Here is a 14,387-nt window from a genome sequence, read left to right on the forward strand (position 1 = left end):
GGAGGATGCAGGTTGGGGTGCAAACCCCAACATCATTGCGTTAGGGAGATGGCGGTGTTGGGGTTTGCACCCCAACCTACGCGATCGGCAAGTGTCATGGAGAGCCGCCACCGATCCAGTGTGCGAGCAGGAAGGCGGTGGCTGAGGCCAGGCCGCCGATCAACACTGTCTGCAATGCGCTGCGCCAGCCGCTGACACCGGTGAAGCGACTCTTGGCGGCGCCGAATATCGCCAGCGCTACAACGGTGCACACGATCGATACCAGCAGCGCCGGCTTCAATTGCGCGATCAGCATGTACGGCACCAGTGGAACAAGGCCGCCGACGATGTAAGCACCACCGATGGTGAGTGCGCTGCGCAAGGCGCGGCCGGGTTCAGGGGTTTCCAGGCCGAGTTCGAAGCGCATCATGAAATCGACCCAGGCTTCGTGATCGTTGCGGAAGTGTTCGAGGATGGGGTCGCAGGCGGCGCGATTGAGGCCGTAGCCTTTGAAGATTTCGACGATCTCGCGTTCTTCTTCGCGCTGTAGATGGCGCACTTCATGGAGTTCGCGGCGGCGTTCGGAGTGGTAGTGGTCGGCTTCGCTGCGTGCGGCGAGGTAACCGCCCAGGCCCATGGCGATGGCACCGGCGGCAATTTCGGCAACGCCTGCGACGACGACGACGCGGCTGGCGACGTTGGCTGCCGAAAGGCCGGCGGCCAAGGCGAACGGTACGGTGAGGCCATCGGCCATGCCGAGCACGATATCGCGGACGGTGTCGGAGGCGGCGAAATGGCGCTCCGTATGAGGGTGGCGATGGGTGGCGGACATGCGGTGGGCTCCCGGGTAGCGGGGAGACTTTAGCGGGTTGTGTGCAGGGGGCGGGGCAATGAGACGTACACGCATTGGCTTTTGCGATGTGTGTTCGTGGATTTGCTCCATGGCCGTCATTTCCGCGCAAGCGGGAATGACGGCCATGCGTAGATACAAACTTTCTAGCGAGGTTGCTTCACCCCACCCCAACCCTCCCCTACTACACGTAGGGGAGGGAGCAGTTCGTCGCGTGGATGTAGAAAGCGTGATGCTCAGATCAGCTTGATCTCACGCAAACGCTGCATGAGATATTCGTGTGAACTGATCGAGGTGTCGTAGCGGCGCGGATTGTCAGGAGTAATGCACTGCGGCAGCGGATCGAGCACCACGTCCGGATTGGGATGCAGAAAGTACGGCACCGAATAGCGTGGCTTGCGTGCATTCGCATTCGGCGGATTCACCACGCGATGGGTGGTGGACGGATACACGTGATTGGTCAGGCGCTGCAGCATGTCGCCGATGTTCACCACGATGGCGTCGCCTTCGGTGGTGATGGGTAGCCACTCGCCTTCGCGGGTGAGCACTTCCAGGCCCTCGGCGCTGGCACCGACCAGCAGGGTGATGAAGTTGATGTCTTCGTGGGCGCCCGCACGCACGTTGGGGATGTTTGCCTCGGTGATGGGCGGGTAATGGATCGGGCGCAGGATGGAATTGCCCTGGTCGATCTTGTCTTCGAAGTAGTCTTCCGGCAGATCGATGTGCAGCGCCAGTGCACGCAGCACACGGCCGCCGAGCAGATCCAAGGCTTGGTAAAGCTCGTAGCTGTATTGGCGAAAACCCGGCACTTCGGCTGGCCACAGGTTTGGCGGCATCAGGTCGGCGAAGCGCGAATGGCGGTCGATGTCACGGCCGATATGCCAGAACTCTTTCAAATCTGGATGACGGCTGTCCTTGGCGGTTTCGATCTTGAAAGGTGTGTAGCCACGCGCGCCGCCGGAACCAGGCACGTGGTATTTCATCTTGGTTTCGGTGGGCAGCGCGAAGAAGCGCTGGAAGGCATCGTAAGCACCATCGATCAGTGGCGGCGTGATGCCGTGGCCGCTGATGCAGCAGAAGCCAAATTCGCGATAGGCCGCACCCAGTTCGGCGACGAAGGCCGCGCGGTCGGTGTCGTAGCGGCGGATGTCGAGGGTGGGAACCTTCTTAGCCGGTGTACGGGCAGATGTATCCATGCTGTTTTCCAGGTAGGCGTACGGTCGATTTTGTGGCCGCCACCGCAGGGGCGGTGCACGTCGGGCCTTTGGGCCATGTCTGCGTCAAGCCAGACAGGCTCCACTCCATGGCGACCTGGCATCTGTTTGTAACGCTGCGCAGGGCAGCGTTACTGGTTCACGAGCGTTCGGTGGCGGATTTTACGACGTCCGCAAGACGTTCTGCCATCTGACGCACTTCGGCTTCGTCGGCGGCTTCAACGGTCACCCGCACCAGCGGCTCGGTGCCGGAGGCGCGCAGCACGACGCGGCCGCGGCCAAGCAAGGCCTGCTCGGTATCGGCCAGTGCCTTGCGCACGGCGTCGCTGTTGAGGGCTTCGCGTGCGCCGGCCGCACGCACGTTGATCATCACCTGCGGCATTTTTTTCAGGCCCTGGCGCGCGCTGCTGAGATCCTGGCCGGACAGCTTCAGCGCTTCGAGCACGGCCAGCGCGGCGACGATGCCGTCACCGGTGGTGGCACGATCCAGGCACAGCAAATGGCCAGACGTTTCGCCACCCAATATGCCGTCGTGCTCCTTCAGTTTCTGCAGCACGAAACGGTCGCCGACATTGGCGCGGATCAGGTCCACGCCCAGGCCTGCCAGTGCCTTTTGCAGGCCGTAGTTGCTCATCAGCGTGCCGACGACCGGACCTTTGAGCAGCCCGCGCGACTGCCAGCTGTGCGCCAGCACGTAGAGCATGTCGTCGCCATCGCCAAGCACGCCGTGGCGATCCACCACTTGCACGCGATCACCGTCGCCATCGAACGCAAAGCCGATATCGGCGCCCTGCTCCACCACCGCGCGCTGCAGTGCTTCGGGGTGCGTGGAGCCAACGTTGTGGTTGATGTTGAAGCCATCCGGCTTGTCGCCAATGGTGTGCACGTTCGCACCCAGCTCGCTGAACACTTTCGGTGCGACTTGGTAGGTGGCGCCGTGCGCGCAATCGAGCACGATCTTCATGCCGGCCAGGCTGAAATCTTCCGGCACGGTGGATTTGCAGAATTCCGCATAGCGCGTGATGACGTCGGTGACGCGGATCACTTTGCCGAGATGTTCCGAATCCACGGTGGTGAACGGTGCATCGGCTTCCAGTTCGATGGCGGCTTCGATTTCGTCGGAGAGTTTTTCGCCTTGCGTGGAGAAAAACTTGATGCCGTTGTCGTAGTGCGGATTGTGCGAAGCGCTGATCACGATGCCAGCATCGGCGCGCAGGCTGCGGGTGAGGTAAGCCACGGCCGGCGTGGGCATGGGACCGAACAGGCGAACGTCCGCCCCCGCGGCGGCCAGGCCGGCTTCCAGGGCGGATTCGAACATGTAGCCGGAAACGCGGGTGTCCTTGCCGATCAGTACCAACGGGCGGCGGGAGGATTTCTTCTCCCGGCCCAGCACCACGCCGAGCGCCCGCCCCAGCCGCAGCATGAAATCCGCGCTGATGGGCCACTGGCCTACGCGGCCACGGATGCCGTCGGTACCGAAATATTTGCGTTGGTTCATGAAAAGTCTGTCTTGAGGAGCGGAAGTCAGGAAATAGGGACAAGGGCGTCGCCAGGGCGTGAATGCTACACCGGGCGGTTAGCTATGCCTCATATTGGCCCTCGCCCGTTTGCCGGGGGAACTTGGAGGTATCCGAGATAAAGCCATTTTCCAGTATGGCCGTCATTCCCGCGAAAGCGGGAATCCATTTTCAACGATGCATCAGAGCAAGATGGATTCCCGCTTTCGCGGGAATGACGGCCTTGAGGTAATGGGTATTTCCTGCCAACGCTTCCCACTTGCCCTATCGGGAATGAGCAGATCAGGCCTTACTCATCATCCGGCCAACTCGGCATTTTCTGCTTGTCATGCCGCTCCGGTGTGTCGCCAGCTTGCACGGCATGCCACACCTTCAATGCATCCACAGTAGCTGCCACATCGTGCACGCGCACCATGCGTGCACCGCGTTGCACGGCGATCAGCGCCGCAGCCACCGAACCGGCGGCGCGGTCGGCGGGGTCTTTGCGGCCGGTGAGCGTGCCGATCATCGACTTGCGCGACAGCCCCACGTAAACGCCACTGCCAAGATCGGCGAAGCGCTGCACTTTACGCAGCAGTGCAAGGTTGTGTTCCAGGTTTTTGCCGAAGCCAAAACCAGGGTCGACCATTACTTTGCGCCGATCGATGCCGGCCAATTCGCAGGCGAACAGGCGATCGGTGAGGAAACGATGCACTTCGCCGACCACGTCGTCGTAGTGCGGTTCGTCTTGCATGCTACGCGGCTCGCCTTGCATGTGCATCAGGCAGATCGGCACGCGCAGTTCGGATGCAGCGTCCAAGGCGCCCTCACGGCGCAGGGCATACACGTCGTTGATCATGCCGGCGCCGGCCGCTACGGCGGCGCGCATCACTTCGGGTTTCGACGTGTCGACGGCGATCGGCAGCGAGGTGCGCGCCACCAATTGCTCGATGACGGGAATGACCCGCTGCAATTCGTCTTCGACGGCAACATCCGCCGCGCCGGGGCGAGTGGATTCGCCGCCGACGTCGAGCATGTCGGCGCCCTCTTCCGCCAGCCGCAGGCCGTGTTCCACTGCGGCTTCCACGCTGGAAAACTGGCCGCCGTCGGAGAACGAATCCGGTGTCACGTTGATGATGCCCACCACGCGCGGACGATCCAGCGTCAACGGCCGGCCGTTGCAATCCAGCACCGTGGCGAACATGTCGGTGGTCATGTGCAATGCTCCGCACCGCCGAGCGCGCCCATGAATTGGCGGTAGTAGCGCAGTTCGTCGATGGAGTCGCGAATATCCGACAGTGCCGTGTGTGCCGATTCTTTGGAGAAACCGCGACCGATGGTCGGCGCCCAGCGACGTGCCAGTTCTTTCAGCGTGGACACGTCCAGATTGCGATAGTGGAAGAAGCGTTCCAGTTGCGGCATCTGCCGATGCAGGAAGCGGCGATCCTGGCAGATGGAATTGCCGCACATCGGCGACTTGCCCGGCATCACCCACGGCTTGAGAAACTCCAGCGTGGCCTGCTCTGCTTGCGCATGCGTGCAGGTGGAGTCCAACACCTGATCCCACAGGCCGGATCGGCGGTGCTGGTTGCGGTTCCAGGTATCCATCGCTTCCAACCGCTCCACCTCATGGTGGATCGCGAAGACGGGGCCTTCGGCTAGAACGATCAGATCCTTGTCGGTGACGATGGTGGCGATCTCGAGGATCGAATCGTTATCGGTATCCAGACCGGTCATTTCCAGGTCGATCCAGATGAGGTTGTCTTCGTTCGCTTGGCTCATGCGCCCTCCTGACGGCGCAGTTTAGCAAGAGCCAAGCCACTTCCTCATTACCCCCGTCTCAGCTGCCCGCTTCCCCTATCATTTGCCCATGCACACCCTCTTCTGGCACGACTACGAAACCTTCGGCACCGATACGCGCCGGGACCGGCCGATCCAGTTTGCCGGCATCCGCACCAACCTGGAGCTGGAAATCATCGACGAGCCGGTGATGTTCTACGGCAAGCCGCCGCGGGAGATGCCGCCCAGCCCGGAGTCCTGCCTGATCACCGGCATCACCCCGCAGCAGGCTGAGCGCGACGGGTTGATCGAGGCCGATTTCGCCGCACGCGTGCATGAGCAGCTTGCTGCGCCAGGTACCTGTGGCGTGGGTTACAACTCCTTGCGCTTTGACGACGAATTCACGCGCCAGCTGTTGTACCGGAATTTTTTCGAGCCGTATGGGCGCGAATGGGAGAACGGCAATTCGCGCTGGGACCTGATCGACCTTGTCCGCATGTGCGCTGCACTGCGACCCGAAGGCATCGAGTGGCCCACGCATGAGGACGGCACCCGAAGCTTCAAGCTGGAACACCTGGCCACCGCCAATCATCTTCGGCAGGACCGCGCGCACGATGCGCTCTCCGATGTGTATGCGCTGATCGATCTGGCACGCCTGATCCGCGTGCGCCAGCCGCGCTTGTGGGACTGGCATTTCAGCCTGCGCCGCAAGCAGCGCGTGTTCGAGCTGCTGGACCTCACCGCCATGACGCCGCTGGTGCATGTGTCATCGCGTTACCCGGCCAGCCGTGGTTGCCTGGCGATCATCATGCCGTTGGCGGTGCATCCGGCTCGGGCGGGTGAAATCATCGTGTACGACCTCGCGCAGGATCCCAGCGATCTGCTGACGCTGGAGGTCGACGACATCATCGATCGCATGTTTACTGCGCGCGCCGATCTGCCGGAAGGTGTGGAGCGCATTCCGCTGCGCACCGTGCATGCAAATCGCTCCCCCGCACTGGCGCCGTTGTCGGTGCTGAAAGGTGTGGATCTCGCGCGGCTACCATTGGACGTGGATCGCTGTCTGGCGCATGCCGATACCTTGCGTGCCGCGACGAATCTGGCGGATAAGTTGCGCCGCATTTTCCAGCGGGCGGCCGAGCTGCCGCCGCCGGAAGATCCGGAGTTGGCGCTGTATGGCGGTTTTCTGCCCGATGCCGACAAGCGTTTGCTGCGCGACGTGCGGGCGACGCCGCCGGAGCAGTTGGGGGCGCGCAAGTTCGAGTTTCGCGATGCGCGTTATCCGGAGTTGCTGTTCCGTTATCGGGCGCGCAATTGGCCGGAGACGTTGACGCCGGAGGAACGGGAGCGGTGGGAAGCGTTTCGCATTCAACGGCTGACGCGGGCTACGCCGCTTACGACGCTGACGTTGTCGGAGTATTTCGCGAAACTCGTGATGCTGCGCAATGATCCGCTGGGGCGCGATAAGGGTGCGGTGTTGGATCAGTTGCAAGTTTGGGGTGAGCAGGTTGCGGCTGAGGCTGGCATTGCGCTTGCGTAGGTTGGGGTGCAAACCCTGATGCATCCCCACTTTTCTGTTTTTCCGGCAAGAGCCGAAGTTAGCGTCGATGCTGTTTCAGAGCGAGTCGTCATTCCGGCGAAGGCCGGAATCCATCGCCAGTGCGAAGCATGGATTCCGGCCTTCGCCGGAATGACGTCGAGGCAAGACTGACTTTTTCGCGGCGAGCGACGCTCCTGAAGCAAGAAACGTGGGGTATATCGGGAGCAAACCCGAATATCGCCGTCTATGTCACCATTGTTGGGGTTTGCACCCCAACCTACGAGAATCGAACCATCATGCCACGCGCCTACTTCTCGCCTGCCACATTCCGCTTCCTCAAAAGCCTGGCCCGCAACAACAACCGCGAATGGTTCCAGAAGCACAAAGCCGAATACGAGCGCGACGTGCGCGATCCGTTTCTGGAGCTGATCAGCGACATGCAGGCTCCGCTGGCGAAAATAAGCGCGCACTTCCGCGCCGATCCGCGCAAGATGGGTGGCTCGCTGTTCCGCGTCTATCGCGATACGCGGTTCTCGAACGACAAGGAGCCGTACAAGCCCTGGGCCAGTGCGCGCTTTTTCCATGAGCGGCGGCATGAGATTCCGGCACCTTCGTTCTACGTGCATATCAAGCCGGGCGATTGCTTTGTCGGCGGCGGCATGTGGCATCCGGAGCCGGATGCGTTGAAGCGGCTGCGTGCTTTTCTTGCTGATAATCCGGCCGCGTGGAAGCGCGCGGTGCAGAGCAAGGCGTTCCGCGATCATTTTGCGTTCTGGGGTGAATCATTGACGCGACCGCCGCGCGGATTTGATCCGGAGCATGAGCTGATCGAGGATCTGAAACGCAAGGACTTTGCGGCAGGCGAGCAGTTTGATGAAGCGCTGGCGTGTTCGGCGGAGTTGTTGCCGTATATGGTGGCCAGTTACAAGCGGCTGGCGCCGATGATTGATTATTTGTGTGCGGCGCAGGAATTGGAGTTTTAGCGCAACCGAAATCCCACCTCAGCGTCATTCCGGCGAAAACCGGAATGACGAGCATCACGCTTACGCCTCCGGGCGCATGTACGGGAACAACAACACGTCACGAATCGACGACGAGTTGGTCAACAACATCACCAGTCGATCGATACCCACGCCAAGCCCGCCCGTCGGCGGCAAACCCACTTCCAGCGCACGAATGTAATCGGCATCGAAGTGCATGGCTTCGTCGTCACCCGACTCCTTCGCATCCACCTGCGCCTGGAAGCGCGCGGCCTGGTCTTCCGGATCGTTCAACTCGGAGAAGCCGTTGGCGAGTTCCTTGCCGTTGATGAACAGCTCGAAGCGATCGGTGATGCCCTTGTCGATATCGTTCTCGCGCGCGAGCGGCGAGACTTCCACCGGGTGGTCGATGATGAAGGTGGGCTGCACCAGGGTGTGCTCCACCGTTTTCTCAAAGATTTCCAGCAGCAGCTTGCCCCAACCGTAACCAGGCTTGACCTGCACGCCCAGACGCTTGGCGTGCGCCGCCATGGCGTCGCGATTGCGCAGTTCTTCGCGCTTGATGTCGGGGTTGAGTTCCAGCACGGCATCTTCCATGCGCCAGCGGCGAAAGGCGGGGCCGACGTCGATCTCGGCGCCTTCCGAGGCGAGCTGGGTGGTACCCAGTACGTTCTTCGCCGTCTCGCGGATCATCGCCTCGGTGAGGTCCATGATCTCGTGATAGGTGGCGTAGGCCTGGTACAGCTCCAGCATGGTGAATTCGGGGTTGTGCCGCGTGGACACGCCCTCGTTGCGGAAGTTGCGGTTGATCTCGTAGACGCGGTCGAAGCCACCCACCACCAGGCGCTTTAGATACAGTTCCGGCGCCACGCGCAGATAAAGATCGATATCCAGCGCGTTGTGGTGCGTGATGAAGGGTCGCGCCGTGGCGCCGCCGGGAATGATGTGCATCATCGGCGTTTCCACTTCCATGAAGCGGTACGGCTCGGCTTCCAGCCACTTGCGGATGTAGCCGATGATCTTCGAGCGCAGCATGAAAGCGCGACGCGCTTCCTCGGTGACGATCAGGTCGACGTAGCGCTGGCGATAGCGCTGTTCCACGTCGGCCAGGCCGTGCCACTTGTCGGGCAGCGGGCGCAGGCTCTTGGTGAGCAGGCGCAGCGTTTGTACCTTCACCGACAGCTCGCCAGTCTTGGTGCGCATGAGCACACCTTCGGCACCCACCAAGTCGCCGACGTCCCAACCCTTGAAGGCATCGTACGTCGCTTCGCCCACCGTGCCCTGGTGGATGAACAGCTGGATGCGGCCGGTGAAATCCTGTATCTGCACGAAGCTGACCTTGCCTTGCACGCGCTTGAGCACGATGCGGCCGGCGATTTTCACCTGGCGTGCCAGTGCTTCGATGACTTCTGCGGTGTGCTGTTCCTTGTCTTCGAACTCCGCCTGCAAATCACCGGCGAAGCTGTCGACCTTGAAGTCGTTCGGGAAGGCAATGCCCTGCTCGCGCAGCGTTTTCAGCTTTTCGCGGCGTTCGGCGATCAGCTTGTTTTCGTCAATGGGCAGGTTGTCGGTGGTGTCAGTCATGGAGATTCCATTGCTGCCGGCGCTCAAATCGAGTGCCAAGCGCTTCTTTATGTATCGCTGATGGTCAAACGCCCATCAATCATCTTTGCCGAACACATGCTTGACGGCGTGCTTGGTGGCATCCCAGCCTTCGCGCGTACCGTGCGCGACGCCGTGCCCTACTTCTTTCGCACCATGCCCGATACCCTGGCCCGCTTCTTTCGCGCCATGGCCGACCGTTTTGGCGACGTGCGCCGTGGCATGACCCACGTCGCGTGCACCGTTGCCGATCGCGTGTCCGGCATCTTTGGCATCCTGCTTGACGCCCTGGCCGGCGGCGTTTGCGACATGGCTGAAAAACAGCACGCTGGCACATGCCAACAGCATCGTTTTGCCGTTCATATCGTGACTCCTCGATCAGTGATCACGCATCGACGCGCTTGGCACCCGCATCCAATCCGGCTTTCAGGCTGGCCTCGATGAAATCGTCGAGATCGCCATCCAGCACCTTTTGGGTGTCGGTGCGTTCCACGCCGGTGCGCAGGTCTTTGATGCGGCTCTGGTCCAACACGTAATTGCGGATCTGGCTGCCCCAGCCAATGTCGGACTTGGTCGCTTCCAGCGCATCCTTTTCGGCGTTGCGCTTTTGGATCTCCAGTTCGTACAGCTTGGCGGCCAGCATCTTCATCGCGCGGTCGCGGTTGGCGTGCTGGCTGCGCTCGGTCTGGCAGGCCACCACCACACCGCTGGGTACGTGGGTAATACGCACCGCCGACTCGGTTTTGTTGACGTGCTGACCACCGGCGCCGGACGAGCGGTACACGTCGGTCTTCAAATCAGCCGGATTGATCTCGATGTCTATATCGTCATCGACTTCCGGCGACACGAACACCGAGGTGAAGCTGGTGTGGCGGCGGTTGTCGGAATCGAACGGGCTCTTGCGCACCAGGCGGTGTACGCCGATTTCGGTTTTCAGCCAGCCGTAGGCGTAATCGCCTTCCACGCGGAAGGTGGCGGACTTGATGCCGGCCACGTCGCCGGCGCTGACTTCCATCAGCTCGGTTTTCCAGCCGCGCGATTCGCACCAGCGCAGGTACATGCGCAGCAGCATTTCGGCCCAGTCCTGCGCCTCGGTGCCGCCGGCACCGGCCTGGATATCGACGAAGGCATTGGCCGAATCCATCTTGCCGGAGAACATGCGCTGGAATTCCAGCTTGCTTACCTCGGCGTCGAGCTTGCCGACGTCGGTCTGCACGGATTGCACGGTGGCTTCGTCGCCGTCGGCGGCAGCCATTTCCAGCAGCTCGCCGGCATCGGCCAGGCCGGAGGTGATGCGGTCGATGCCGCTGACGATGGTGTCGAGACGGGCGCGTTCGCGGCCCAGTTCCTGCGCGTGGGGCGGATTGTCCCAGATGCTGGGGCTTTCCAGTTCGCGGCTTACTTCTTCCAGACGCTCACGCTTGGCGTCGTAGTCAAAGATACCCCCTAAGCGACTCGATACGGGCCGTGAGGTCCGCGATCTGCGCAAGGATCGGATTGGTTTCGATCATGTGTGGTTGAACCCTGAAGGGATGGCGCCCAATGAGCGCAAGATAAACGTCAATCGTAGCAAACCGGGTGCGAAGGCGCCTAGTTGAGGGCCTTAGGAGGCGCGCTCGGTAGGTTGGGGTGCAAACCCCAACATAGTGGTATGCATGGACATGGCGATGTTGGGGTTCGCACCCCAACCTACGGGCGCTCAACCGAATGCCAGCAGCAGACCGCCCAGATTGAACAACGCGTGGCAAAGGATGCCGGGCAGCAGGCTGCCGCTGTAGCGCTTCAATTCGCCTGCCAGTACCCCGAGGAGACAAGCAGCGCAGGCCGTCACCGGCCCCACCTTCAGGTGGATGACCCCGAATAGCAACGCAATGGACAGCGATGCAGCAATACCAGCCAATGCGACGCGCAGGCGTGCGCTCAAAAGGCTCCGGGCCAGCGTGGACTGCAGCAGTCCGCGGAACACCACCTCTTCCTGCACGGGAGCGCCCAGCGCAAAACACAAATAAGCCTGCCAGGGAGCAAGGTGCACGCCCTCCGGCATGCCGGGCTCATTGGCGTGTGCAAGCACCACGGTCACGACGGTACCCAGCAATACGCCGAGTGCGAGGGCATAAAGTACATATCGATACGCCGGCCATTGCCAGCCAAAGTCTTCCGCTGTGAGCCATCGTTGTTGAATGGCCCATCCCATCAATGCGCAGGTTGTTACCAGGGTGAGGGCGATGACCGCGGGCACCATCGCCGTGGGCGTCAGATGCAACGCCGATACGATCAGGAAAGCGGGCATGTAGATCGCCAGAAACAGCAGCAGCGTTAGCGCTACTGATCGCAAGAGCTTGAGCACAAGCATCGGTTTCCCCGTTGGCCCACCCTACCTACACGCTACAGCCAGGGTGAGGGGTGGGACAACGCCACTTCTGCCATAGACCTACGTTGCTTGCCTCACCGTCGTCGCCCCGGCGAAAGCCGGGGCCTAGCGACTCAAAGCGAAAGGCCCTGGGTCCCGGCGTTCGCCGGGACGACGAGCCATTGCGTTTACGGCGTTGCTTCAAGCGCATGTGCATGCACATCACGCACCGCACGTCCTGATGGATCGGCCATCGCCGCAAACGCGGGGTCCCACGCCAACGCGGCAGGCGACGAGCATGCGATCGACTTGCCGCCTGGCACTGTCGCCGCACACGCTTCGCCGGGGAAGAACTTCTCGAAGATGCGGCGATACAGATATGCCTCTTTCGTGGCCGGCGTGTTGAACGGATAGCGCGATGCAGCGGCGGCAAATTCACGATCGCTGACCGCCTGCTCGGCGTGCGCTTTCAAGCCATCGATCCAGCCGTAGCCCACGCCATCGCTGAATTGCTCCTTCTGCCGCCACAGGATCAATTCCGGCAGCGCACCCGCGAAGGCTTCGCGCAGTACGGCTTTTTCGATACGCCCCTTGCCCGCCATCTTGTGCTGGGCGTCCATGCTCATGGCGGCTTCCATGAATTCCAGATCCAGGAAGGGCACGCGCGCTTCGACACCCCAGGCCATCATCGATTTGTTTGCGCGCAAGCAATCATAGCTGTGCAAGGCATCGAGCTTGCGCACGGTTTCTTCATGGAAAGCTTCAGCCGACGGTGCTTTGTGGAAATACAGATAGCCGCCGAAGATTTCATCGGAACCTTCGCCGGACAGCACCATCTTCACGCCCATCGCCTTGATGCGGCGTGCGAGCAAGTACATGGGGGTGGAGGCACGAATGGTGGTGACGTCATAGGTTTCGATATGGCGAATCACTTCCGGCAGCGCGTCTAACCCTTCCCAGAAGTTGTAGATGAAACCGTGATGCACGGTGCCGAGTGCATCGGCAACGACTTTCGCAGCAACCAGATCAGGCGAGCCTTCCAGACCGATGGCAAAGGAATGCAGGCGCGGCCACCAGGCTTCGCTGCGGTCATCGTCTTCCACACGCTCGCGTGCGAAGCGGGCCGCGCAGGCGGCGACCAGCGAAGAATCCAAACCGCCAGAAAGCAGCACGCCATACGGCACGTCCGTCATCAACTGACGATGCACGGCCTGTTCGAATGCCTGGCGCAGTTCGCCGGGGCCATGGCCTTTGGTCGCTGAATACTCACGCCACGGACGCTGGTAGTAGCGCTGCAATTCGCCCGTGATGCTGTCGTATGCGTGGCCCGGCGGAAACGGTGCGACGTCGGCGCAAACACCCACCAGTGCCTTCATTTCCGAGGCGACGCACAGCCGGCCTTGCGCATCATGCCCCCAATACAGCGGACACACGCCCATGGGGTCGCGCGCGATCAGATAGCGCTTCGCATCGCCATCCCACAGGGCGAACGCAAAAATGCCGTTGAGCTTGTTGAGGAAATCCGCGCCGTGTTCGCGGTAGAGCGCGTTGATCACTTCGCAGTCGGAGCCGGTGGTGAAGTCGTAGCTGCTGTGCGCGCGCAGCTCACGATGGTTGTAGATCTCGCCGTTCACCGCCAGCGCCAGGTGTCCATCGCGAGACCGTAGCGGCTGCGCGCCGCTGGCCGGATCGACGATGGCCAGGCGCTCGTGCACCAGGATCACCCCGGCATCCACGAACACCCCGCTCCAATCCGGCCCGCGATGGCGCTGTCGTTGCGACAACTCCAGGGCTAGCAGGCGTAACGCAGCCAGATCGTCGCCCGGCTGAAGATCGAACATTCCAAAGATGGCGCACATGATGGGATTTCCTTTAGCTCGCTGGTAGAGTGAAACGCTAGAAACAAAAGGGCCCGCACTTGGCGGGCCCTTTTGCGTGTGTCTGGTTGCTGCTTACTTCTACACGCCGGCCCGTCCGCGGTTGCGGTTATTGTTATTGGCGTTGTTATTCAGGACTGTTGCAGCCACGGCAGCGCGCGCCGCGAAGGCGGCGTGGTTGGCGAGAAGGCTGACAAAGTAGGTGTGCATGCGGTCGACTAAAACACAAGTCCGTACCGCGCGCAACGGTTACAACTGTTACCTAGGCCGGCCGTCCTGCCGGGTTTGGGACCGGCCAACGTACCGGCTTATGTCGATGACACCCAGCGCAGGGCCTCATCGAGCTCGGCGTCCGCAAACAACCTGAAGTGCATGGGCATGGCGAAGCCGAACATGCTGGACATTACACGTACCCAGCCCACGTCGGTGACCAGTGCCGTGCGTTCCCAGCCACTGATGTGGCGGAAACCCAGCTTTACATCGTCCCACATCGCACCGGGCGCGAAGCCGGTGAAATCGTCGCCGATGTGGATCACCAGGCGCAGTTTGCGATTCAGCGCGAAGGCTGCCTCGATGTCCGGCACCATGATGTTTTCGTAGTCTTGCGCGGTGACCAGGCCGCGCATGCGGAAGCCGAGAATACCGGCGGGGAGCGAAGGGAGTTGCTCGATCATGACGATGCTCCTTGATGCTTCGTCTGAGAGTAGTATCCAAGCGCGA

At 61.6% G+C, this 14,387-nt stretch carries 13 protein-coding genes; 2 read left to right on the forward strand and 11 right to left on the reverse strand.

Annotation, left to right across the window (positions count from 1 at the left end):
* Nucleotides 1-94: 94 nt before the first annotated feature.
* The 5 genes from IEX75_RS00095 to orn form a co-directional block, all read right to left on the reverse strand.
* Nucleotides 95-811, reverse strand: coding sequence for a VIT1/CCC1 transporter family protein (locus IEX75_RS00095; protein ID WP_188792248.1), 717 nt, complete (start codon nucleotides 809-811; stop codon nucleotides 95-97).
* A gap of 254 nt (nucleotides 812-1,065) precedes the next feature.
* Nucleotides 1,066-2,025 (reverse strand): isopenicillin N synthase family dioxygenase, encoded by a 960-nt coding sequence (locus tag IEX75_RS00100; RefSeq protein ID WP_188792249.1) that lies wholly within the window; start codon nucleotides 2,023-2,025, stop codon nucleotides 1,066-1,068.
* Nucleotides 2,026-2,182: 157 nt separating this feature from the next.
* On the reverse strand, nucleotides 2,183-3,541 hold the full coding sequence (gene glmM / locus IEX75_RS00105; protein WP_188792250.1) for a phosphoglucosamine mutase: 1,359 nt from the start codon (nucleotides 3,539-3,541) through the stop codon (nucleotides 2,183-2,185).
* 308 nt (nucleotides 3,542-3,849) lie between these two features.
* Nucleotides 3,850-4,755, reverse strand: coding sequence for a dihydropteroate synthase (gene folP / locus IEX75_RS00110; protein WP_188792251.1), 906 nt, complete (start codon nucleotides 4,753-4,755; stop codon nucleotides 3,850-3,852).
* Nucleotides 4,752-5,321, reverse strand: a complete 570-nt coding sequence (gene orn, locus IEX75_RS00115; RefSeq protein WP_188792252.1) for an oligoribonuclease — start codon at nucleotides 5,319-5,321, stop codon at nucleotides 4,752-4,754. Before orn ends, folP begins: the two co-directional genes overlap by 4 nt.
* Nucleotides 5,322-5,409: 88 nt before the next feature.
* Between orn and sbcB the strand changes: the two genes are divergently transcribed.
* Entirely contained in the window at nucleotides 5,410-6,858 is a 1,449-nt protein-coding gene (gene sbcB / locus IEX75_RS00120) for an exodeoxyribonuclease I (protein WP_188792253.1), read from the forward strand.
* A gap of 296 nt (nucleotides 6,859-7,154) precedes the next feature.
* Nucleotides 7,155-7,841, forward strand: a complete 687-nt coding sequence (locus tag IEX75_RS00125; RefSeq protein WP_188792254.1) for a DUF2461 domain-containing protein — start codon at nucleotides 7,155-7,157, stop codon at nucleotides 7,839-7,841.
* A 60-nt stretch (nucleotides 7,842-7,901) separates the two neighbouring features.
* On the opposite strand, the gene lysS is transcribed toward IEX75_RS00125, so the two are convergent.
* The 6 genes from lysS to IEX75_RS00155 all read right to left on the reverse strand — a co-directional run bounded on the left by lysS (nucleotide 7,902) and on the right by IEX75_RS00155 (nucleotide 14,341).
* Nucleotides 7,902-9,422, reverse strand: coding sequence for a lysine--tRNA ligase (gene lysS, locus IEX75_RS00130; RefSeq protein ID WP_188792255.1), 1,521 nt, complete (start codon nucleotides 9,420-9,422; stop codon nucleotides 7,902-7,904).
* A 75-nt stretch (nucleotides 9,423-9,497) separates the two neighbouring features.
* Entirely contained in the window at nucleotides 9,498-9,803 is a 306-nt protein-coding gene (locus IEX75_RS00135) for a hypothetical protein (RefSeq protein ID WP_188792256.1), read from the reverse strand.
* A gap of 22 nt (nucleotides 9,804-9,825) precedes the next feature.
* A protein-coding gene (gene prfB / locus IEX75_RS00140) for a peptide chain release factor 2 (RefSeq protein ID WP_188792257.1) occupies nucleotides 9,826-10,951 on the reverse strand; the annotation gives its coding sequence in 2 pieces (ribosomal slippage) (nucleotides 9,826-10,875 and nucleotides 10,877-10,951; 1,125 coding nt in all).
* Between the two features lie 188 nt (nucleotides 10,952-11,139).
* The gene (locus IEX75_RS00145; protein ID WP_188792258.1) at nucleotides 11,140-11,793 is read right to left on the reverse strand and encodes a CPBP family intramembrane glutamic endopeptidase; all 654 of its coding nucleotides are present in this window, start codon (nucleotides 11,791-11,793) and stop codon (nucleotides 11,140-11,142) included.
* A 185-nt stretch (nucleotides 11,794-11,978) separates the two neighbouring features.
* Complete coding sequence (asnB, locus tag IEX75_RS00150; protein ID WP_188792259.1) at nucleotides 11,979-13,649, reverse strand: asparagine synthase B; 1,671 nt, start codon at nucleotides 13,647-13,649, stop codon at nucleotides 11,979-11,981.
* Between the two features lie 326 nt (nucleotides 13,650-13,975).
* Nucleotides 13,976-14,341, reverse strand: coding sequence for a SpoIIAA family protein (locus tag IEX75_RS00155; RefSeq protein WP_188792260.1), 366 nt, complete (start codon nucleotides 14,339-14,341; stop codon nucleotides 13,976-13,978).
* Nucleotides 14,342-14,387: the final 46 nt, after the last annotated feature.

This window comes from Dyella nitratireducens, from assembly GCF_014642835.1.
GTDB classification, from domain to species: Bacteria; Pseudomonadota; Gammaproteobacteria; order Xanthomonadales; family Rhodanobacteraceae; genus Dyella_B; species Dyella_B nitratireducens.

Bases quoted from the DNA above. Each gene is read 5' to 3' on its own strand.
- IEX75_RS00095 (WP_188792248.1), bottom strand. From the start codon at position 811: ATGTCCGCCACCCATCGCCACCCTCATACGGAGCGCCATTTCGCCGCC.
- IEX75_RS00100 (WP_188792249.1), bottom strand. From the start codon at position 2,025: ATGGATACATCTGCCCGTACACCGGCTAAGAAGGTTCCCACCCTCGAC.
- glmM (WP_188792250.1), bottom strand. From the start codon at position 3,541: ATGAACCAACGCAAATATTTCGGTACCGACGGCATCCGTGGCCGCGTA.
- folP (WP_188792251.1), bottom strand. From the start codon at position 4,755: ATGACCACCGACATGTTCGCCACGGTGCTGGATTGCAACGGCCGGCCG.
- orn (WP_188792252.1), bottom strand. From the start codon at position 5,321: ATGAGCCAAGCGAACGAAGACAACCTCATCTGGATCGACCTGGAAATG.
- sbcB (WP_188792253.1), top strand. From the start codon at position 5,410: ATGCACACCCTCTTCTGGCACGACTACGAAACCTTCGGCACCGATACG.
- IEX75_RS00125 (WP_188792254.1), top strand. From the start codon at position 7,155: ATGCCACGCGCCTACTTCTCGCCTGCCACATTCCGCTTCCTCAAAAGC.
- lysS (WP_188792255.1), bottom strand. From the start codon at position 9,422: ATGACTGACACCACCGACAACCTGCCCATTGACGAAAACAAGCTGATC.
- IEX75_RS00135 (WP_188792256.1), bottom strand. From the start codon at position 9,803: ATGAACGGCAAAACGATGCTGTTGGCATGTGCCAGCGTGCTGTTTTTC.
- IEX75_RS00145 (WP_188792258.1), bottom strand. From the start codon at position 11,793: ATGCTTGTGCTCAAGCTCTTGCGATCAGTAGCGCTAACGCTGCTGCTG.
- asnB (WP_188792259.1), bottom strand. From the start codon at position 13,649: ATGTGCGCCATCTTTGGAATGTTCGATCTTCAGCCGGGCGACGATCTG.
- IEX75_RS00155 (WP_188792260.1), bottom strand. From the start codon at position 14,341: ATGATCGAGCAACTCCCTTCGCTCCCCGCCGGTATTCTCGGCTTCCGC.